Origin of the sequence: Salinicola sp. 4072, from assembly GCF_036663415.1 — a bacterium.
Lineage (GTDB): Bacteria > Pseudomonadota > Gammaproteobacteria > Pseudomonadales > Halomonadaceae > Salinicola > Salinicola salarius_A.
This window is the reverse complement of record NZ_JAXOVV010000017.1, coordinates 12,635-34,042: the sequence shown is the minus strand read 5'-3', so window position 1 is coordinate 34,042 and position 21,408 is coordinate 12,635. Positions and strand designations below refer to the sequence as shown.

Sequence of the window (21,408 nt, the reverse complement as noted above, 5' to 3'; positions counted from 1 at the left end):
ATCAAAAAATGCCGCAGATCTCACTAACGCCCCGTCGCGCGTTGACTGCATCTCTGGGCATGCGAAAATTGCCGACCTTCGTCGGCCTTCCGCCGACCCCTACAGCACTCATAAAGGAAAGTCGATGACCGCTCAGTTGATCGATGGCAAGGCCATTGCCGGCTCAATCCGCAATCGAGTGAAAGTCGACGTGGAGCATCGAACCCAGCGCGGGCTGCGTCGCCCGGGGTTGGCCGTCATACTGATCGGTCATGACCCGGCGTCGGAGGTTTATGTCAGCCACAAGCACCGTGCCTGCGAGAACGCCGGCATTCTCTCCTTCAGCCACCGGCTCGAGACCACCACGACGCAGCAGGACCTGGAAGCGCTGATCGATCGCCTGAACGACGACCCCGCCGTCGACGGCATCCTTCTACAGCTTCCGCTACCCGCGCATCTCGATGCCAACCCCTTGCTCGAGCGCATTCGCCCGGACAAGGATGTCGACGGCTTTCATCCGTACAACCTGGGCCGGTTGGCGCAGCGGTTGCCGTTACTGCGCCCCTGCACGCCCAAGGGCATCATCACGCTGCTCGAACAGAGCGGGATCCCGCTCCGAGGGCTGGACGCCACCATCGTCGGCGCTTCCAATATTGTCGGCCGGCCGATGGCACTGGAGTTGCTGCTCGCCGGCTGCACCACCACGATCTGTCATCGCTTCACCCAGGGGCTCGAAGACAAGGTCCGACAGGCCGATCTGCTGGTGGTCGCTACCGGCAAGCCCGGCCTGATCGATGGCAACTGGGTCAAACCCGGCGCCATTGTCATCGATGTCGGCATCAACCGTCGGGAAGACGGCACTCTGGTGGGCGATGTCGATTTCGACACCGCAGCCGAGCGCGCCAGCTGGATCACCCCGGTGCCCGGCGGTGTCGGACCGATGACGGTCGCCACCTTGCTGCAGAACACCCTGCAAGCGGCCGAACTTCACGATGCGCAATGACGCACCGACGACACTTCAACCTTACGCACTGATCTGACGGACCAACACGACGGATAACGCATGCAGACTATCGGCATCATTGGCGCCATGGAGCAGGAAGTCGCCCTGCTCGCTTCCCAGCTGGACAACGCCCGGATCGAACATCATCCCGGCGGCACTTTTCATGTAGGTGAGCGCCACGGACTTCGGGTCGTGCTACTCCAGTCAGGCATCGGCAAGGTCAATGCCACGGTGGGCGCGACGCAGCTGATGACCCACTACCGGCCGGACGCCGTCATCAACACCGGCTCTGCCGGCGGCTTCGGCACGGCCATGGAAGTCGGCGACGTGGTCATCTCCAGCGAGGTGCGCCATCACGATGTCGACGTCACCGCTTTCGGCTACGAAATGGGCCAGGTTCCCGGCATGCCGGCAGGCTTTGCCCCTGATCCCAAGCTGATCGAGACGGCACGCGCCTGCATCGAAAGCCTCGGGGATCTGCGCGTCCACGAAGGCCTGATCTGTACCGGCGACAGCTTCATGGCAGACCCGGAGAGGGTCGACGCCGTGCGCGCACACTTCCCCCAGATGCTGGCCGTAGAGATGGAAGCGGCCGCCATTGCCCAGACCTGCCACCTGTTCGAGTGTCCGTTCGTGGTCATTCGAGCGCTGTCGGACATCGCCGGCAAGCAGTCCGAACTCTCTTTCGATGCCTTTCTGGAACGAGCGGCAACCCACTCCGCCAAGATGGTCGATGCGATCATCGCCCGCCTGGCCGGGCAATGATCCCGTTTCCCGAATCATGACGACACCCCCAACGACAAACCCCGCCGATTGGCGGGGTTTGTCGTTTCAGGGGCATCACGCCATCACGCCGGAGGCGCCTCGAAACTCCAACGGGTACCTTCGCGAGAGTCCTTGAGCACAATACCCAGCGCTGCCAGCTCGTCGCGGATCCGGTCGGCTTCGGCAAAATCCCGATTGCCCTTGGCTGCGGCCCGCGCCTCGATGCGCGACTCGATCTCGGCTTCGCTCAGCGGCAAATCGGCAGCCCCCGCCTTGAGGAACTCGGCAGGTTCCCGCTCGAGCAGCCCCAGCACGCTGGCCAATCGCTTGAGCTCCTGCCCCAACGCCCCGGCATGCGCCGGCTCGGCGTCGCGCAGCCGGTTGATCTCCCGGGCCATATCGAACAGCACCGATAGCGCTTCCGGCGTATTGAAATCATCATTCATCGCCGTCGAAAAACGCTCGGCGTAGATTCCCTCGACATCGCCGTGGACTAGCTCGACGCCATCGAGCGCGTGATAGAAGCGCTCGAGGGACTTGCGCGCCTCGTTGAGCGACTCCAACGCGTAGTTGATCGGGCTGCGATAGTGGCTCGCTACCAGCAGGTAGCGAACCACTTCCGGATCGTGCACTTCCAATACATCACGGATGGTGAAGAAGTTGCCCAGCGACTTGGACATCTTCTCCTGATTGACGCGCACGGCCCCGGCGTGCATCCATACGTTGACGTAGGGCTTGCCCGTCGCCGCCTCGCTCTGGGCGATCTCGTTCTCATGATGCGGAAAGGTCAGATCCGGCCCGCCGCCATGGATGTCGAAGGTCTCGCCCAGGCAGCAGGTCGACATCGCCGAGCACTCGATATGCCAACCGGGCCGCCCTTCGCCCCACGGCGACGACCAGCTCGCCTCGCCTGACTTGGCCGCTTTCCACAGGACGAAGTCGAGCGGGTCTTCCTTGTGCGCATCGACATCGACTCGGGCGCCAGCCCGCATGTCGTCGAGATTGCGGTTGTTGAGCTTGCCGTAGTCGGCGAAGCGCCGGACCCGATAGTAGACATCACCGTTATCGGCCGCATAGGCATAACCGCCTTCGATCAGCCGCTCGATCATCGCCACGATCTCGGGGATATGGCCGGTCGCGCGCGGCTCCGCATCCGGGCGCAGCACGCCAAGCCGTGCTTCATCCTCGTGCATCGCCGCGATCATGCGCTCGGTCAGTGCCGAGATCGACTCACCATTCTCCTCCGCGCGCTTGAGGATCTTGTCGTCGATATCGGTGATATTGCGAACGTATGTCACGTCCAGCCCGGTCTGACGCAGCCAGCGCGTAATCACGTCGAACGCCACCATGACGCGGGCATGGCCCAGGTGGCAGTAGTCGTAGACCGTCATGCCGCAGACGTACATCCGCAACTTGCCGGGCTCGATCGTCTCCAGCGCCGCCTTGCGTCGCGTCAGCGTGTTGTAGATCTCCAGCGCGCTCATGTTGTCGTTACCTTAGCCCTGCTTCTTCTGAATCTTGGCCCAGCTATCCTTGAGCCCCACGGTGCGGTTGAACACCAGCTTGCCATCACGACAGGCGTGACGATCGGCACAGAAGTAGCCAACGCGTTCGAACTGGTAGCGCGCTTCGGGCTGGACATCCGCCAGCGCCGGCTCGGCGATGCCTTCCACGACAATCAGCGACTCCGGATTCAGGTGCTCGAGGAAATCGGCGTCCTTGTCACGGTCCGGCGCCTCGTCGAGGAACAGGTTGTCGTACAGACGGACCTCCACCGGTACGCCATGCTCCGCGCTGACCCAGTGAATGACGCCCTTGACCTTGCGCCCTTCCGGATTCTTGCCCAGGGTGTCGAAGTCGACGCTGCAGTGGAGCGCCTCGATCTCGCCGTCTTCACCCTTGACCACCTCGTCGCAGCGGATGACATAGCCGTTGCGTAGACGGACTTCCTTGCCGGGCGCCAGGCGGAAGAATTTCTTCGGCGGCTCCTCCATGAAGTCGTCACGATCGATCCAGATCTCGCGGGTGAATGGCAGCCGGCGCATGCCCATGTCCTCGCGCGCCGGATGCCCGGGCACCTCGAAGACCTCGTCGTGATCCGCCGCGATGTTGGTCAACACCACCTTCAGCGGGTTGAGAACGCACATGGCCCGCGGCGCGTTGTCCTCGAGATCCGAGCGAATGGCGAAATGCAGCATCGCGATGTCGACCACGTTGGCGGCACGGCTGACACCGGTCATGTCGCAGAACTTGCGCAGCGACGCCGGCGTGTAGCCCCGACGGCGCAGCCCGGAGATCGTCGGCATGCGCGGATCGTCCCAGCCATCGACCACGTTCTGGTCGACCAACAGCTTGAGCTTGCGCTTGGACGTCACCGTATAGTTGACGTTCATCCGCGCGAACTCGGTCTGCCGGGGTCTGGACGGAACCGGCAAGTGATCCAGGAACCATTCGTACAGCGGTCGATGGTCCTCGAACTCCAGCGTGCACAGCGAATGCGTGATGCCCTCGATGGCGTCGGACTGCCCATGGGTAAAGTCGTAGGAGGGATAGATCTTCCACGCATCGCCAGTCTGGTGGTGATGCGCATGACGAATGCGGTAGAGGATCGGATCGCGCAGATTGATGTTCGGCGCGGCCATGTCGATCTTGGCCCGAAGCACTTTCGATCCCTCGTCGAACTCGCCCAGGCGCATGCGCTCGAGCAGATCGAGATTCTCGTCGACACTACGATCACGGTACGGACTCGGGCGGCCCGACTCGGTCAGCGTGCCCCGGTATTCGCGGATCTCCTCCGGCGAGAGATCGTCGACGTACGCCTTCCCTTCCCGCACCAGGTGCTGGGCCCAGGCGTACAACTGATCGAAGTAGTCGGAGGCAAAGCGCACCACCCCACTCCATTCGTAGCCGAGCCAGCGAATGTCCTCCTGGATGGCGTCGATGTATGCCTGCTCTTCCTTGGCCGGGTTGGTGTCGTCGAAACGCAGGTGACAGCGTCCGCCGAACTGCTCCGCCAGGCCGAAGTTGACCCAGATCGACTTGGCATGGCCGATGTGCAGAAACCCGTTCGGCTCCGGCGGGAAGCGAGTCACGATCGTCTTGGCCTGGCCCGACTCGATCTCGTCCCGAATCTGGTTACGCAGGAAGTTCGATGCCCCTTGCTGGACATCGGCACCGTGCTGGATCTCGGGGTTGTGGTTGGGGCTCTCGGCGCTCGTGTTGCTTTCGACGCTCATGGAATGCAGGCAACCTCTGTGATTCGAATGATCGGCCGACGTCACGGCCCTGATGGCAGCAGGTTAACACGCGCGTACCGCGGTTTCTTCCAGCGGCCCAAAACGGCTATTATAGCGCGACGCGCGCGGCCGGCGCCAAGCCGTCCGCCACCTCCCGACAGCCCAGAATCACCCAGGATTTCCGATGATCGTCTTGCATACCAATCACGGCACCATCACGCTCGAACTCGACTTCGAAAAAGCCCCGAAGACCGCCGCCAACTTCGAGCAGTACGTCAAGGACGGCCACTACGACGGCACACTGTTTCACCGCGTGATCGACGGGTTCATGGTCCAGGGCGGCGGCTTCGATACCGATTTCGAGCAAAAACCGACTCGCGCCACGATCGACAACGAAGCCGACAACGGCCTGACCAACCAGAAGGGCACGGTGGCCATGGCGCGCACTCAGGACCCGCATTCCGCCAGCGCACAGTTCTTCATCAACGTCGGCGACAACGACTTCCTCAATCATCGCGACAAGAGCCTGCAGGGCTGGGGTTACTGCGTGTTCGGCCGCGTGATCGAAGGCATGGATGTCGTCGACAGCATCCGTCAGGTCGCTACCGGGCGTCGTGGCATGCACAGTGACGTTCCCACGGAAGACGTCATCATCGAACGCGCCGAAGTCACCGCCTGACCTTCATCCCGATACTGGCCGACTATCGAAAGGAACGATCTCTCGCATGCAACTGCTGATTGCCGACCTCCATCTTCACCCCTCCCAGCCGGATATCGCCAAGGGGTTCATCGACTACCTTCGGGGTCCGGCCCGACAGGCATCATCGCTGACCATCCTCGGCGATCTGTTCGAAGCCTGGATCGGCGATGACTACCGTGGCGAGTTCGAACAGCAGATCATTGCCGAACTGAAGGCCTGCAGCGATGCCGGCACGCGGCTGGCGTTCATGCACGGTAATCGGGATTTCCTGATCGGGGAGTCGTTCGCGGCTGACAGCGGCTGCGCCCTGCTCGACGACCCGACCGTGGTCGAACTCGCGGGTCAGCGCGTTCTGCTGATGCACGGCGACAACCTTTGCACCCGCGACGAAGCCTATATGGCCTTCCGCCAGCAGGCGCGCAATCCGGCCTGGCAGGCGCAGATCCTGGCGATGCCGGTCGAGGAGCGCCTGGGGCTGGCCAAGCAGTTGCGCCAGCAATCCGGCGAAGCCAATACCAACAAGGCGGAAGACATCATGGACGTCACGCCCGAAGCCGTCGTCGAGACCATGCAGGCTCACGAGGTTAAGGTCATGATTCACGGCCATACCCATCGTCCGGCCGTCCACGATCTCGCCGTCGGTGGCGAGCCGGCAAAGCGCTACGTCATCGGCGACTGGCGTCCCGGCGTGGGCTGGCAGTTGAGAGTCGAAGACGACGCGCTGACACTCGAGTCGTTCGCCATCTGAGCATTTCGGAACCGGCCAGCCAATGCCAACGCCCGGCTCTAAGACTCGAGCCGGGCGTCTGCTTTTCTGCGGCTATACAGGTCATTCCTACGACGACGCCAGTCCCACACCGCACCGATCATCCCTCGTAGCGATGCCTGCAGCGACAGCCGCCCAATGACTACGGCCAAAAAGTGGCTACATCTGATAATCCGGGGTCCGGGAAGCAGCGCTGACGTTGTCCAGGAGCGTCCGCCAGCGAGTCAGAATCGGCGCATCGGACAGCGCCACTTCTCCCAGCCGATAACGCAGCGCTTGCTGCTTTTCCTTGTCGCCGGAATCGACCAACGAGAGCCACATTTCCAGGCTCTTCAGCTCCATATGGGCGCTGCCCGCCTCGACCGCCCAGATTCCCGCCTCCTCGATCAGGGCCGCAACTGTCTTCATGTCGTCCCCCATGCGATGCCTGGCGCGAGCCATCTGCAGCGCAAGCTGCGGCATCATCAGCGAACGTCTGGTTCGCGCCTGGTCGAGGCAAGGCTCCAGATACGTCACAGCAAGCGCGACATCGTTGAGCGCCAGGCAGGCGTCGCCGTACCACAGCAAAGGCCGTTGATGCGGCTCCCGGCCGGTCAGCTCGCTCAACTGCGCGATGCAGGCCTCGATTCGTTTCAGGCCGCACGTCTCCCCCGCCAGCGACTGGCTCCAACCCAGTACGCAGTCGGCCTCCCAATGCCAGCGCTGGAGATCCTCGGTCCGGGTCATTTCGTACGCTCGACGACCGCGCTCCGTGGCCAAATGGATATGCCCCAGTTGCCGGTAGAGCGAGGCGGCAAAAATCAGTGCCAGGGCCAGCGATCCCGGATGGCGAACCGACTCGGCCAAGCGAATGGCGGTCTCCATCTGCTGTTCCGCGCGCAGGTAGTCGCCGCGCAGGCAGAGCGCCCAGCTCTGGTAGCAGGCTGCCGCCACCTGCGGATGATCGGAGTATGGCAACCATTCCAGCACCATCGGCTGATTCAACGGGTCGATCTGGTCTAGATGTTCGTAGGCAAGCGATATCCTGCCGCTCCAGTACTCTCCGTGAGCCCGGGCATAGAGCGCCAGGCGCTGGTAACGGGGGTCGTCGATGCGCTGGGCCAGCTCGCGCAGCTGCATGGCCAGCGACTCCGCGTCGCGGTTGGCGTGACGTTGGCTGGCGCCGACCCAGAGCCCCCAGGTCACCAGAAACGCCTGGTCATCGGCAGCCTCGTCGTCCAGATCTGCACTCTGCCAGAGCGCCTGAGCCTGAAGGAAACTCTCATGCGCCGCGCGCGATCCGTGCCCCTCCAGGGCATAACACGCCTGTCCCTTGACGGTCAGCAGACTGATCTGACGCTCGGCGCCACCGGCGGGCACCTCGTTCAGGCAGGCCAGGCCGGACTCCGCCAGCCTCAGCGCCGTACGGCTGGCACTCACCTTGAGCCCGCTTCGGGCCGCCATCTCGAAGTAACGCGCGGCACGCGCCGGATCGCCACTTCGCCGCAGGTGCTCGGCGAAGTCGCCGGGATGACGGCTGATCCAGGCGGGATGACGCGATTCGATCATCTCGACCACCCGCTGGTGCAGGACGATACGCACGTCCTGCGGACAGGAAAGATAGGCTGCCTCCTGCAGCAGCGGATGCGTGAACTGGAAATCGTAAGGATAGGTTTCGCAGGGCTCGATGATCTCCAGCCGCCGCATCTGCTCCAGCGCGGCCTTGAGAGTACCGTCATCGACTTCCAGACAGTCGCGCAGCATGCCGGCTTCGAACTGCCGGCCAAAGATGGCTGCCATGTGAGCAACCTGGCGGTCGCCTTGCAACTGATCGATACGGCTGGCCAGCAGCCCCAATAAACCGCTCGGCAGGCTGTCGACATCCAGCCGCCGGCCTTCGCGCCGATCGATTTCCAACCGGCGGCAGATTTCCTGCAGATAGAGCGAAACACCCTCGCAGCGCTGGACCAACTGTTCGCGCAACCGGGGCCCGAGCTTGAGGCGATGGCGACGCGCCAGATACTCCAGCATGTCTTCGGACTGCCGCGCATCCAGGCGTGCCAGTATCACTTGCTGGTCCCAGTTCAACCTGACGGAAGGCACTTCTCGATTCTGGTGCGAGGCCACCAGCAGGAAAGCGGTATGGATCGGCAATCTGGCCTGGAGGTTCTGCAACGCCTTGAGCGAGGGCTCATCCAGCCACTGCAGGTCATCGACGATGATCACTAGCGGACGACGAGATGCCGTCATCTCGAGAATCAACGCCTGGACCAGTTGGGTGACCAGTTCCACTGCCTCGTCGGCGTCTTCGCGCGCCAGGGGTTCGCGACCCAGCACATCGATCAGCAGTCGCCGGCGTTCGTTACCGATCTTCTCCAGTGCAGCAGTGCGATCGATCAGCTTGCCGAGCGCTTCGCTATCCGGCTCCTGTGCCAGATACCATCTGAGCAGCGACTGAATCAGCCCGTACGAGGTCTGGCTGGAAAGCCGAGTCGTGGGCCGCCAGAACACCGCGACATCCTCGTGCTGGAGATATTCACGAAAATGGATCATCAAGGCGGACTTGCCGATGCCGGTATCCCCCAGCACCAGCAGGCTCTGGCGCAACCCCAACGAAACCCGAGCCAGCGCATCGCGCAACTGGCGCAGCTCCGCCTCGCGCCCCATCAGACTGGGTGGCAATGCCTCGCGTCTGGAGGACTCCACGCCAAGCACCAGCCCACGCCGCTGGACACGGCCGTCACTGCTGATCAGGCGCGGCGTCAAACGAGACTGGAGATCGAACGCGGGCGGCAAATGCTGGCTCGCATTGAGCGATATCACCAGCTCGCTGCTCTGCGCTGCCGCCATCATGGCCAACGCCACCTGCGTCACGTCACCGAACGGATCGATCGATTGCCGCTCCGGCAACCAGATCACGCGCCCGCTATCCAGCCCGGCCGTCAGCGTGAACCGCGGGGGTAAATCGTCACCTTCCCACACACTGTCGAGCTCGCGGTTCAAGCCTTGTCGGCAGTGCTCGAACAGCGCCACCAGTTCGGCCAACTGATGCGTCGGCCCATGAGTACCAAAACATGCCAAACCGACCCCGCTGCCCACGGCGGCCTGCCAGAAACCGCCCAGATGTCGGCACTGGGTTTCCAGCCATTGAAACAATCGCCCCTGCGCTTTCAGGCATGCCAGCGCCCGGCCGAGATCATTCCCGGCATCTACCGGCCTGAGAGCAATCGCCATCACTGTAATCTGGCGGTAATCGATGTCTTCCGCGGCATAACCCAAGGCGCCCTGCTGCCCCGCTTGAGCGGCGGGCGACCTCCCCTGACTCAGCCAATCGGCGCCAGCCAGCCCCTGAGTCGGCACTTCCGACCAGAATCGCGCCAACTGCAAGAAGCCGGGCTCCGGCTGTTGTCCCGAAAGCGCAAGATGCTGCAGGAAAGCGTTGAACTGTTCCCGAGCGGCAGCAAACTGTCCATGCTCGGCGAGTTGCCGGACGAGACGTTCATGAAAGGGGCCATAGTCGGGAATACGATGAATCAAGGTACGCAGCAGCGCCTCCGGTAGCGCCGAGGCAGTCTCCAGAACCCGCTCCGCATATTCGATCAGACGCTGGCGCCACTCACCTCGCGTACGCACCAGCCACTGCTGGAAGGCGACACACTGCCCCAGATGAAGCTCCGCCAGCAGATCACCCCGGTAGTAGTCGAGTAACCGTTCCAGGGTCGCTACGCTGGGTGGCTGCTGAAGCAAATCATCCGCCGCGCGGAGATCCCAGATGACGGATGCCGGCAGATCGAAGGCGATCGTCTGCCGGGTGACGGACAGGGACACCTCGGCAAGATCACCGAGGCTGTGACGCAGGCAGTGCAAGGCGTGACGAAGGTTGGTTCGGCCGGACTTGACGCCCTGATCCGGCCATAGCATTTCAGCCAGGGCGGCGCGACTGACCGGTGTCTCCTGCATCAGGAGATAGACCAGCAGCGCCTTCACCTTATCATAGCTGAACTGCGTCAGAGCCCGCTCGCCCTGCTGGTAACCGAAGTGCCCGAAGAGCGAGATTGTTGTTGTGGCTGAACCTGGGTTCATTGCTTTCCATTCATCCGGTGAGAGGTACGGCCGCCCGGTGGTCACGAACGAGACGGCCGTCGGCGTGCCATGGCCCGAGAGTCATGGTTCCAAAGCGGCGATCAGAAGGCACGGGGTTTTGGCACGCCGCTATGAAAGCGAAACATGGCGTCTTCGCCTTCGATCAGGGCCTTTTCGTGAATCGCAAAGCGGGCCACCCGTTCAGCGACGACCTCCTTTCCCGCATAGCGCTCGGCAAGCCCCAGGTAATCCTCGAAATGGCGCCCTTCCGACCGCACCAGCGAGCGATAGAACTTGGCAAGCGTCTCATCAAGGTAGGGAATCAATCTGGCGAAACGTTCACAGGAACGCGCTTCGATGAAGGCCCCGACGATCAGGATATCGATCAGGCGGTGCGGCTCCTCGCGCGCCACGTGCTCGCGCAGCCCCTCCGCATAACGCGAGGCCTGAATGTGGGAATAGTCGACACCCCGCTCCTGCATCAGCCCCACTACCTGCTCGAAGTGCAGAAGCTCCTCGCGGGCGAGCTGAGACATCTTGGTCAAGAGTTCGGGGCGGTCCACGTAGCGAAACATCAGACTCATGGCCGTCGACGCCGCCTTCTTCTCGCACTGTGCGTGGTCGATCAGCAACAACGCGGGGTTCTCCAGCGCTGCCTCTATCCAACGCATCGGAGTTTCACACGGCAGAAAATCGAGCAGCTCGGCAGGCAGCAGGTCGTCGGTAGTGCAATCGGTATAAGCAGTCATTCGTTCAGTCGTCATTGACGTTCGTCGAACACTCGACAGGCCATGTCGAGTACATGATAAAAGCGGAGCACATGGGCAGACGACGATCCGGACAGCGCGTCCTGATACGACGCGACCCGCCGAAAAGCGGGTCGGGGCCTCGCCGACCGGCGCCCTCCGCCGGATCGTTGATTCGAGCGTGATGAGACGCGTAAGCATCAGTGCGTTGAATCAAAGTGGATTCGCTGAATTTTCGCCCTATGGTAGCGCCTGGCCGGTCAGACTTCGACACCCATCTGCTCGACCATGGTGACATTGACTTTCTCTGTGACTTTCTCTGTTACTTTCTCCACTCTCCACTCTCCACTCTCCCCCTGCCCAGCCCGAGCAAAGACGGCTTCTTAACATTGTCGACAGTTTCACGTAGACTTCGCTGCGCCCACCGCAGCCGATCTATTTACCGACCGAAACGTACCCACGTAGCGGTTACGAATACACATCGCTCATGCGGGCTCTAACACTAGATGAGGCTCTCCACCGTGCTTGAAGCTTACCGCCAACATGTCGAGGAGCGCGCCGCCGAAGGCGTGCCGCCGAAGCCGTTGAACGCCGAAATGACTGCCCAGTTGATCGAGCTGCTGAAACAGCCGCCAGCTGGCGAAGAGGCATTTCTCCTCGAACTGATCACCGATCGCGTACCACCGGGCGTCGACGAAGCCGCTTACGTCAAGGCAGGCTTTCTCACCGCTATCGCCAAGGGTGAAGCGACCTCACCACTGATCGACAAGATTCATGCGGTCAAGCTTCTCGGCACCATGCAGGGTGGATACAACATTGCCACGCTGGTCGAACTGCTCGACGATAGCGAGCTCGCTCAGGAAGCCGGCGAGCAGCTTAAGCACACACTGCTGATGTTCGACGCCTTTCACGATGTCGCCGAACGCGCCAAGAACGGCAACGCCATTGCTCAAGGCGTGCTCGAATCCTGGGCCGAAGCCGAGTGGTTTCTTGCCAAACCGGCTCTGCCCGAGAAAATCAGCATCGCCGTGTTCAAGGTGCCGGGCGAGACCAACACCGATGATCTCTCCCCTGCCCCGGATGCCTGGTCACGCCCGGACATTCCACTGCATGCCAACGCCATGCTCAAGAACCCGCGCGAGGGCATCGAGCCGGAAGTCGCCGGTACCAAGGGCCCGATGTCGCAGATCGAAGCGGTCAAGGCCAAAGGCTTCCCGGTCGCCTATGTCGGTGACGTGGTCGGCACCGGCTCCTCGCGCAAGTCCGCCACCAACTCGGTGCTGTGGTTCTTCGGCGACGACATTCCCCACGTGCCCAACAAGCGCGCCGGCGGTTTCTGCTTCGGCGGCAAGATCGCTCCCATCTTCTTCAACACTATGGAAGATGCCGGCGCCCTGCCGATCGAAATGGATGTCGACAAGCTCGAGATGGGCGACGTCATCGACGTCTATCCCTACGAAGGCAAGGTGACCCGGCACGACAGCGACGAAGTCGTCTCCACCTTCCAGCTCAAGACCCAGGTCATCCTCGACGAAGTCCGTGCCGGCGGCCGTATCCCGCTGATCATCGGTCGCGGTCTGACCGAGAAGGCCCGCAACGAGCTCGGGCTGCCGGACTCCGACATCTTCCGCAAGCCGGAGCAGCCGGTCGACACCGGCAAGGGTTTCACCCTGGCGCAGAAGATGGTCGGCAAGGCCTGCGGCATGGATGGCGTTCGCCCGGGCATGTACTGCGAACCGAAGATGACCACCGTCGGTTCTCAGGACACCACCGGCCCGATGACGCGGGACGAGCTGAAGGATCTGGCCTGCCTCGGCTTCCAGGCCGATCTGGTCATGCAGTCCTTCTGTCACACGGCGGCCTACCCGAAGCCGGTAGACGTCGAGACGCATCACACCCTGCCCGACTTCATCATGAACCGTGGCGGCGTCTCGCTGCGTCCTGGCGACGGCATCATCCACTCCTGGCTCAACCGTATGTTGCTGCCCGATACCGTCGGCACCGGCGGCGACTCGCACACCCGCTTCCCGATGGGCATCTCCTTCCCGGCGGGCTCGGGCCTAGTGGCCTTTGCCGCCGCCACCGGCGTGATGCCGCTGGATATGCCGGAATCGGTGCTGGTGCGCTTCAAGGGCGAGCGCCAGCCGGGCATCACCCTGCGCGACCTGGTCCATGCGATTCCCTACTACGCTATCCAGCAGGGCCATCTGACCGTCGCCAAATCCGGTAAGAAGAACATCTTCTCCGGCCGCATTCTGGAAATCGAAGGTCTGGAAGATCTCACCGCCGAGCAGGCCTTCGAGCTTTCCGATGCTTCCGCGGAGCGCAGCGCCGCCGGTTGTACCATTACGCTGGGTGAAGATCGCGTTACCGAGTATCTGAACTCCAACGTCACGCTGCTGAAGTGGATGATCAGCGCAGGCTACGGCGATCGCCGCACGCTGGAACGCCGCATCGAGGCGATGGAAGCCTGGCTGGCCGATCCGAGCCTGATGCGTGCCGATGCCGACGCCGAATACGCCGCGGTCATCGAGATCGACCTGGCCGAGATCGACCAGCCGGTGCTGTGCGCACCCAACGATCCGGACGACGCCCGCCTGCTCTCCGAAGTGGCCGGCACCCAGATCGACGAAGTGTTCATCGGTTCGTGCATGACCAACATCGGTCACTTCCGTGCCGCCGGCAAACTGCTCGAGAAGCAGCCCGCCGGTAGCCTGAAGACGCGTCTGTGGCTTGCGCCGCCGACCAAGATGGACCAACATCAGCTGACCGAGGAAGGTTACTACGGTATTTACGGCAAGGCGGGCGCGCGCATGGAAATGCCGGGCTGCTCGCTGTGCATGGGTAACCAGGCACGCGTGGCGCCGAAATCCACCGTCGTATCCACCTCTACCCGTAACTTCCCCAACCGTCTGGGCGACGGCGCCGATGTCTACCTGGCATCGGCAGAGCTCGCGGCAATCGCTGCCGTCGAAGGTCGCCTGCCAACGGTCGAGGAGTACAAAGCTACCATGGGCGAGTTCAATGCCATGGCGGGAGAAATCTACCGCTACTTGAACTTCCATGAGATAGAGGATTTCCAGAAAGCGGCCGCTACTGTCATTCCGGTCGCCCAGGAAGCCTGACACGTCTCTTCCGATGCTCGCAGCTTCAAGAAGAGGTCACCGAAACGCCCCGCCATGCGGGGCGTTTTTTTTGTCTCTTCATTTCGCCGGATGCCCGGTTTCACCTTACTGGTGGCGAACGGGCATCGTGACAAGACTAACGCTGCCGCTCCCTCGCACCGAGTTCCTCCAATAGCGACTCGCCGACACGCCATTGCGGCTGCCAATGCGCATCGTCGGCCGTGGCACGCTTTATTTCCAGTCGGTCGTCTTCCGTGGCAATGACCAGGTAGTCGATGGATAGGCGACGGTAGAGAGACGGCACTTCGCTGGGATAGCGAAGCGGCACGTCGTCGAGACGAATACCGTGCTGCCAGGGTTCGGTGGTGACTAACGCAAGGACATCGCAGTGGGAACGAAGTCGTTGCAACAGCCCATAGTGCGCGCTATCACTGCCACAGATGACGATGCGCTTTCTGTTATCGGTCCGGAAGGCTGGCAACCATTGTTTGATAGCAGAGAACATGGCATTCGACCTGATGGGAAAATGGAGACAAGTGACTGTCGGTCATGGGAAAGCTTCTGGCAAGCACAAGCAAGGCGTGATGGTTATCCCGTTTTCCAGCGGCTGCCATGTCGATTTCGACGTCTGCTCGGCCATTCCGGTCTACATGAGGCCATGTACGGGTATGCGTATCATCGCTGTTCTGCCAATATTTGCCACGGTCTGCCCAAATCGTGATTTCCATACTCTCTCACGATTGGCTGAGCAGACCATTCATGCTGAAGGCTTGATACCTCTCTACACACACGGACCGCGACAGTTTCTACAAGGAGTCACAACGTGAAATTCAAGGCTTTGCTCGCCCTCCCCCTGGCTTCCGTAACGTTGGTTGCCCTGGCTTCGACAGCGCAGGCAGCCAATGCCGACGGCCTCTATCTCGGCGTAGGGACCGGTTTCAGCTCGCTGAAGAACGATGACAGCGATGTCGGCGACTTCATCGAATCCGGCAGCGACGATTTCGATGTCGATGACGACGACAACGTCTACAAGGCGTTCGTCGGCTACGAATACAACCGCTACTTCGCTACCGAAGCCTTCTACGCCGATCTCGGCAAGGTCAGGTTAAAGGGTAATGATGTGTCGAATACGGATCTCGAGAGCAAGGCCTATGGCCTCAGCCTGGTCGGGAAATTACCGATTACCGATTGGTTCGAGCTTTTCGCCAAGGCGGGCATGGCGAAGTGGGAAACCGATGTTGACGGTCATCTTGGCAACGCCTCAGTCGATCTCGACGACAACGACGGCATCGATCCCGTTTACGGCGCCGGCGCCCAGCTCAACTTCCATCCGCTGCTGTTGCGTGCGGAGTACGAACGCTACGACTTCGACAGCGATTACGAAATGGATTCGTTTACCGCCTCGGTAGGCTGGCAATTCTAGGCAGTGCTTGTCCCGGAACCGTTTCAAGCCGTCCGCCAAGGGCGGCTTTTTCGTTCGATGCCAGACACGCCTGGACTTGCGCGGATGACGGTTTGACGACAACACTGACAATCCATTCATCCTTGCCGTTACTCCGCCGCACCCACTCGATTCAGGAAGGAACGCCGCCTCCAAGCCATGCTAGCCCCTCGATCACTGATTCAGGACATCGCCCGACAGATTCGCGTCCATCTGCGCTCGCTGGTCGCCTTTCATCTCTTCTTCACGCTGCTGGCATCGGCCGTCTGGGTGCCGTTGTCGGCCAACACCCTCTCCGGCCTGCTTCACCGCATCGGTCGCCCGGTGCTCAGCAACGGTCAGATCTTGGACGTTGCGCTTTCGCCCTGGGGGTTGATATGGCTGCTCACGGCAACGGGGCTCAGCTTCCTGGTGATCTTCCTTCAACAGGCCGGGATGATGCTCGTCGTCTCGAACCCGGCCGGCAACCGCTATCGGGCGGCCATGGGCTCGCTATGGCACGTGTTGCGCCGATTCCCGGCGCTGGTGGCGCTCACCTTTCTTCAGGTAGGCAGCCATCTGCTTCTGGCCGCGCCGTTTGCCGTAGGGCTGGCCCACCTCTATGACGTCATGCTCGGTGATATCGAACCCTACATCCTGATTCATCTCAAGCCGCCGGTCCTGTGGGAGTTCCTGGCCGTCGCCACGCCCATCTTTCTGATCCTCGTCCTGCTGAGCGCCGCCCTCTATTTTCGCTGGTTCCTGGCACTGCCGGCGATGATGCTCGACAACCTGAAACCCGTTGCCGCGCTGAAGCGCAGCCGCGAACTGACCCGGAGGCGACGTTGGCGTATGGCGCTGCTGGCAGTCGGCATGGCCATCGCGGTGGCGGCGCTTCCGGTCGGCTTCACGCTGGTTTTCAATTCCCTCGGCGGTCCACTGTTGGGCCATCTGCCGGAGCGCGCCAGCGTACTGATTCCCGGCATGCTGCTTTACTTGGCGCTCTATATTCTCGCCACCATCGCCCTGACTTTCCTGGGTATCGCCGCCAATAGCATGCTGGTCGTCACGCTCTACCACCGCGCCAGCGATCACGCCCCGGTATTCCGCCCTACCCCGGCACCACACCGCTCCGGCTTCATTGCCTGGGGCGCGGAGATCCTGCTGCTGATCTTTGCGCTCGGCCAGGCGGGCTGGATACTGCATGGCTTCGAGATCAACGACCATGTGACCATCACCGCCCACCGCGGCAGTTCGCTGGTGGCGCCGGAGAATACGCTGGCATCGATGAACCAGGCCATTGCCGACGGCGCCGACTACCTGGAGCTGGACGTGCGTCTGAGCGGTGACGGCCGGATCGTCGTGTCCCACGACGACAATCTAAGCCGACTGACCGGCGTCGATCGCCGGATCAGCGACATGACGCTGGCGGAGATCGAGCAGGTCGACGTGGGCTCCTACTTTGGCGATGCCTTCGTCGGCGAACGCATCCCGACCTTTCAGCAGATTCTCGACAACGCGCGGGGCCGTATCGGGCTCTACGTCGAGCTCAAGCCCGCGCCCGGCACGGCCGAGGAACTGACCCGCAAGGTGATCGCGCAGTTGAACGCTGCCGACATGGCGGACCGGGCCGTCCTCGCCTCGCTGTCGCCGGAGGTCATCGAACGGGTCAAGACGATCGACGACGACATCCGCACCACGCTCTTTCTGCAGTTCGTGCTGCCCGGCGCGCTCAATACCACCGATGCCGATATCATCGGATTGCGCCACACTCAGGCCACACCGAGCTTGCTGAGAACCATCCACGACACGGGCCGTGAAGTCGCGGTATGGACCGTTAACGGGATTGGCGACATGTCGCGCTATATCGACATGGGCGTCGACAACATTATTACCGATCGACCCGACGCGTTGACCGGCATTCTGGAAGCGCGCCGCGAGATGTCCGACGGCGAACTGCTGCTGGTGAAGTTGCGCAACTGGATTCGCACCTGAGGCAACGCAGCTCGCGGCACAGATGCCAACGGCCCCGGACAATATCTCTGCGCAGAAAAAAGCCGGCGCGAGAGTATCGCACCGGCTCGGTGGTTCTGTCGTCGGGCTCAGCCCAGCGTTTCGCCCGCCAGCATGAACCAGGTCTCCAGCACTGCATCCGGGTTCAGCGACACGGAATCGATCCCCTGCTCCATCAGCCACTTGGCCAGTTCCGGGTGATCCGACGGGCCCTGGCCGCAGATCCCCACGTACTTGCCCTGTGCCTTGCAGGCCTGGATCGCCATCGACAGCAGCTTCTTGACCGCAGGGTCACGCTCGTCGAAAAGGTGCGCGATGATGGCGGAATCGCGATCCAGCCCCAGCGTCAGCTGTGTGAGGTCGTTGGAGCCAATGGAGAAGCCGTCGAAGTGCTCGAGAAACTCGTCTGCCAGCAGCGCGTTCGAGGGCAGCTCGCACATCATGATGACCTTGAGAGCGTTCTCTCCACGCTTGAGACCATTGGCTTCGAGCAGATCGACGACGGCCTTGCCTTCGGCGGGCGTACGCACGAACGGCACCATGATCTCGACGTTGTTCAGCCCCATCTCGTCGCGAACGCGCTTCAAGGCTCGGCACTCCAGCTCGAAACAGGCGCGGAAATCGTCGGAGATGTAGCGCGAGGCGCCACGGAAGCCGAGCATCGGGTTCTCTTCGCCCGGCTCGTAGAGCTTGCCGCCGATCAGGTTCTCGTATTCGTTGGACTTGAAGTCCGACAGCCGCACGATCACGCGCTTGGGATAGAACGCCGCCGCTAGGGTAGAGATCCCTTCGACGAGCCGGTCGACATAGAAGCTGACCGGATCGGCATAGCCTGCCGTGCGGAGATCGATGGTCTGCTTCAGGTCAGGCGAGAGCGTGTCGTAGTCCATCAACGCGCGCGGATGCACCCCGATCATGCGATTGATGATGAACTCCAGCCGCGCCAGCCCGATACCTTCGTTGGGCAGTCCCGCGAAGGCGAAAGCCCGGTCCGGATTGCCGACATTCATCATGATCTTGAACGGAATTTCCGGCATGGCGTCGACGCTGGTGGTCTGGCAGTCGAAGTCGAGCTTGCCCTGGTAGACATGGCCGGTGTCGCCCTCGGCGCAGGAAACCGTCACCTCGACATCGTCTTCCAGCAGTTCGGTGGCATCACCGCAGCCGACTACCGCCGGGATGCCCAGTTCGCGGGCGATGATCGCCGCGTGACAGGTTCGACCACCGCGATTGGTGACGATGGCGGAGGCCCGCTTCATGATCGGCTCCCAGTCGGGATCGGTCATGTCGGTCACCAGCACGTCGCCGGGCTGCACCTTGTGCATGTCTTCCGGCGATTCCACCAGCTTGACCTTGCCCTGGCCGATGCGCTGACCGATGGCGCGACCGTCGACCAGCACGCGGCTCTTGCTCTTGAGCGTGAACCGCTCCAGCGTGCCACCTTCGAGATTCGACACCACGGTTTCCGGTCGGGCCTGGACGATATAGAGCTTGCCGTCGTCGCCGTCACGCGCCCATTCGATATCCATCGGCCGGCCGTAGTGCTGCTCGATGGTCACGGCCTGGCGCGCCAGCTCCATCACGTCTTCGTCGCTCAGGCAGAACCGCTGGCGGTCCGCATGGGCGACATCGACGGTCTTGACCGACCGGCCCGCCGCGGCGTCATCGGTGTAGACCATCTTGATCCGCTTGGAACCCAGCGTACGGCGCAGCACGGCAGGCCTGCCGGCCGCCAGTGTCGGCTTGTGCACGTAGAACTCGTCAGGGTTGACCGCACCCTGCACGACCGTCTCGCCCAGGCCCCAGGCACCGGTGACGAAGACCGCATCCCGATAGCCGGATTCGGTGTCGAGGGTAAACATCACGCCGGACGCTGCCGTCTCGGAGCGCACCATCTTCTGCACGCCGGCGGAAAGCGCCACGTTCTCGTGGGCGTAGCCGCGGTGCACACGATAGGAGATGGCGCGGTCGTTGAACAGCGAGGCAAAGACCTCGTGGACCGCCCGCTTGACGTTGTCGAAGCCGTCGATGTTGAGAAAGGTTTCCTGCTGTCCGGCGAACGAGGCGTCGGGCAGATCCTCTGCCGTCGCCGATGAGCGTACCGCCACCTTGAGATTGGGATGCTTCGCCTGCAGCGTCTGATAGGCATCGGCCAGCGCGCTTTCGAAGGCGGGCGGCAACGGCGTGTCGATCACCCACTGCCGGACTTTCTCGCCCACCTTGGCCAGCATTTCGGTGTCGTCGACGTCGAGCCTGGCGAGCTCTGCGTTGATTCGATCGTTCAAGCCGTCATGGGCCAGAAACTCGCGATAGGCATGCGCCGTGGTCGCGAACCCGCCCGGCACGGTGACGCCAGCGTCCGCCAGGTTGGAGATCATCTCTCCCAGCGACGCATTCTTGCCACCGACGCGCTCGACGTCGGACATCCCCAATTGCTCGAAAGTGATGATGAACGGTTCCAAAGTCATCTCCTGGTAGTCTCGTCCGGCCATGGTCCACGGACCATCTTCAACGGCATGTGGCGCGTTCCGCTGCACCTCGATGGAGCCAGAAGCTAACAGGCGATTTTCGGCTTAGCCAGAAGTTTAAAGGCGTAGAGTTTGGAGTATTTCTACAAGAATCCCGAGTTTTTCAGGATTTCTGTAGTCGACCACGGCAAGCCGCACCCGGAATGCCAGCGAGTTGCCCGGACAGGGAATTTCGGCCGACAATGAGCCATCGACACACACGGATGAACGCCATGCCCCGCACTGCTTTCTTCATCTCCGACGGTACCGGCATTACCGCGGAAACGCTCGGTCGCAGCCTGCTCTCGCAGTTCGAGAATACGGATTTCATCCAGGTCACCAAGCCCTACATCGACACCCTCGACAAGGCACGCTCGCTGGTCAGCATCATCGAAGCGACCGGCGAACGCGACGGCATGCGCCCCATCGTCATCGACACCATCGTCGATCAGTCGATTCGTGACATCGTCTCCCAGGCATCGGCGTTCAAGGTCGATATTTTTTCCACCTTTCTCGCCCCGCTGGAAGAAGAACTGGAGACCCATTCGACCTACACGGTCGGCCGTACCCATGCGATCGGCCGCGACGATGTCTACATGCATCGTATCGAGGCGGTGAATTTCGCGCTGGACAACGACGACGGTGCGCGCACGCACCAGTACCAGGAGGCGGACGTGATCCTGATCGGCGTCTCCCGGTGTGGCAAGACGCCGACCTCGCTCTATCTGGCGTTGCAGTTCGGCATCCGCGCGGCCAACTACCCGCTGACGGAAGACGACCTGGACGAAAACGGCATCCTCAACCTGCCGCCATCGTTGGCCAAGCATCGCCACAAGTTGTTCGGACTGACCATCGACGCTCGCCGATTATCGGCGATTCGAACCGAACGCCGTCCCGACAGCCGCTACTGCTCGATGGATCAATGCATGCAGGAGATCGGCCAGGCCGAAGCGCTCTACCGACGCCACAACATTCCCTACATCGATACCACCCGCTTTTCGATCGAGGAGATCTCGACGCGGATGATGAACGAGACCGGGCTACAGAGACGATTCAGCCCGCGTTGAGCGGGCCGAAACGGAGCAA

General features: G+C 62.0%; 15 protein-coding genes. 9 read left to right on the top strand and 6 right to left on the bottom strand.

Annotated elements, in window-relative coordinates:
- Nucleotides 1-124: 124 nt before the first annotated feature.
- A complete protein-coding gene (gene folD, locus R3F72_RS12370; RefSeq protein WP_087718829.1) occupies nucleotides 125-982 on the top strand; it encodes a bifunctional methylenetetrahydrofolate dehydrogenase/methenyltetrahydrofolate cyclohydrolase FolD in 858 nt (285 codons plus the stop codon).
- Nucleotides 983-1,042: 60 nt separating this feature from the next.
- A complete protein-coding gene (gene mtnN / locus R3F72_RS12365) occupies nucleotides 1,043-1,747 on the top strand; it encodes a 5'-methylthioadenosine/S-adenosylhomocysteine nucleosidase (protein WP_332779776.1) in 705 nt (234 codons plus the stop codon).
- Between the two features lie 83 nt (nucleotides 1,748-1,830).
- Here the strand turns inward: mtnN and cysS are convergent, their stop codons facing one another.
- Both cysS and R3F72_RS12355 read right to left on the bottom strand, forming a co-directional pair.
- Entirely contained in the window at nucleotides 1,831-3,222 is a 1,392-nt protein-coding gene (cysS, locus tag R3F72_RS12360; protein WP_179208872.1) for a cysteine--tRNA ligase, read from the bottom strand.
- Nucleotides 3,223-3,243: 21 nt separating this feature from the next.
- Nucleotides 3,244-4,983 carry a glutamine--tRNA ligase/YqeY domain fusion protein gene (locus tag R3F72_RS12355; protein ID WP_087718826.1) on the bottom strand — a complete coding sequence of 580 codons (1,740 nt, stop codon included), beginning with the start codon at nucleotides 4,981-4,983 and terminating at the stop codon, nucleotides 3,244-3,246.
- 184 nt (nucleotides 4,984-5,167) lie between these two features.
- Between R3F72_RS12355 and R3F72_RS12350 the strand changes: the two genes are divergently transcribed.
- Both R3F72_RS12350 and R3F72_RS12345 read left to right on the top strand, forming a co-directional pair.
- Entirely contained in the window at nucleotides 5,168-5,662 is a 495-nt protein-coding gene (locus R3F72_RS12350) for a peptidylprolyl isomerase (RefSeq protein ID WP_087718825.1), read from the top strand.
- A gap of 46 nt (nucleotides 5,663-5,708) precedes the next feature.
- Nucleotides 5,709-6,431, top strand: a complete 723-nt coding sequence (locus tag R3F72_RS12345) for a UDP-2,3-diacylglucosamine diphosphatase (RefSeq protein WP_303856783.1) — start codon at nucleotides 5,709-5,711, stop codon at nucleotides 6,429-6,431.
- A gap of 177 nt (nucleotides 6,432-6,608) precedes the next feature.
- Here the strand turns inward: R3F72_RS12345 and R3F72_RS12340 are convergent, their stop codons facing one another.
- Both R3F72_RS12340 and R3F72_RS12335 read right to left on the bottom strand, forming a co-directional pair.
- Nucleotides 6,609-10,511, bottom strand: a complete 3,903-nt coding sequence (locus tag R3F72_RS12340; protein WP_332779775.1) for an AAA family ATPase — start codon at nucleotides 10,509-10,511, stop codon at nucleotides 6,609-6,611.
- Between the two features lie 101 nt (nucleotides 10,512-10,612).
- Nucleotides 10,613-11,260, bottom strand: a complete 648-nt coding sequence (locus R3F72_RS12335) for a tRNA-(ms[2]io[6]A)-hydroxylase (RefSeq protein ID WP_332779774.1) — start codon at nucleotides 11,258-11,260, stop codon at nucleotides 10,613-10,615.
- 518 nt (nucleotides 11,261-11,778) lie between these two features.
- Between R3F72_RS12335 and acnB the strand changes: the two genes are divergently transcribed.
- Nucleotides 11,779-14,382, top strand: a complete 2,604-nt coding sequence (gene acnB / locus R3F72_RS12330) for a bifunctional aconitate hydratase 2/2-methylisocitrate dehydratase (RefSeq protein ID WP_303854902.1) — start codon at nucleotides 11,779-11,781, stop codon at nucleotides 14,380-14,382.
- Between the two features lie 136 nt (nucleotides 14,383-14,518).
- On the opposite strand, the gene R3F72_RS12325 is transcribed toward acnB, so the two are convergent.
- Nucleotides 14,519-14,887: a nucleoside-diphosphate sugar epimerase/dehydratase gene (locus R3F72_RS12325; protein ID WP_087718821.1), complete on the bottom strand. Its 369-nt coding sequence runs from the start codon at nucleotides 14,885-14,887 to the stop codon at nucleotides 14,519-14,521.
- Between R3F72_RS12325 and R3F72_RS12320 the strand changes: the two genes are divergently transcribed.
- The 3 genes from R3F72_RS12320 to R3F72_RS12310 all read left to right on the top strand — a co-directional run bounded on the left by R3F72_RS12320 (nucleotide 14,886) and on the right by R3F72_RS12310 (nucleotide 17,797).
- Nucleotides 14,886-15,209, top strand: a complete 324-nt coding sequence (locus R3F72_RS12320; protein WP_303854906.1) for a hypothetical protein — start codon at nucleotides 14,886-14,888, stop codon at nucleotides 15,207-15,209. The genes R3F72_RS12325 and R3F72_RS12320 overlap by 2 nt on opposite strands.
- Nucleotides 15,206-15,805: a porin family protein gene (locus R3F72_RS12315; protein ID WP_303854907.1), complete on the top strand. Its 600-nt coding sequence runs from the start codon at nucleotides 15,206-15,208 to the stop codon at nucleotides 15,803-15,805. The genes R3F72_RS12320 and R3F72_RS12315 overlap by 4 nt, the downstream gene beginning before the upstream one ends.
- Nucleotides 15,806-15,982: 177 nt before the next feature.
- Nucleotides 15,983-17,797, top strand: coding sequence for a glycerophosphodiester phosphodiesterase (locus R3F72_RS12310; RefSeq protein ID WP_332779773.1), 1,815 nt, complete (start codon nucleotides 15,983-15,985; stop codon nucleotides 17,795-17,797).
- A 107-nt stretch (nucleotides 17,798-17,904) separates the two neighbouring features.
- Here the strand turns inward: R3F72_RS12310 and ppsA are convergent, their stop codons facing one another.
- Nucleotides 17,905-20,277: a phosphoenolpyruvate synthase gene (ppsA, locus tag R3F72_RS12305; protein ID WP_087718818.1), complete on the bottom strand. Its 2,373-nt coding sequence runs from the start codon at nucleotides 20,275-20,277 to the stop codon at nucleotides 17,905-17,907.
- Nucleotides 20,278-20,555: 278 nt separating this feature from the next.
- Between ppsA and ppsR the strand changes: the two genes are divergently transcribed.
- Nucleotides 20,556-21,389, top strand: a complete 834-nt coding sequence (ppsR, locus tag R3F72_RS12300; RefSeq protein WP_332779772.1) for a posphoenolpyruvate synthetase regulatory kinase/phosphorylase PpsR — start codon at nucleotides 20,556-20,558, stop codon at nucleotides 21,387-21,389.
- Nucleotides 21,390-21,408: the final 19 nt, after the last annotated feature.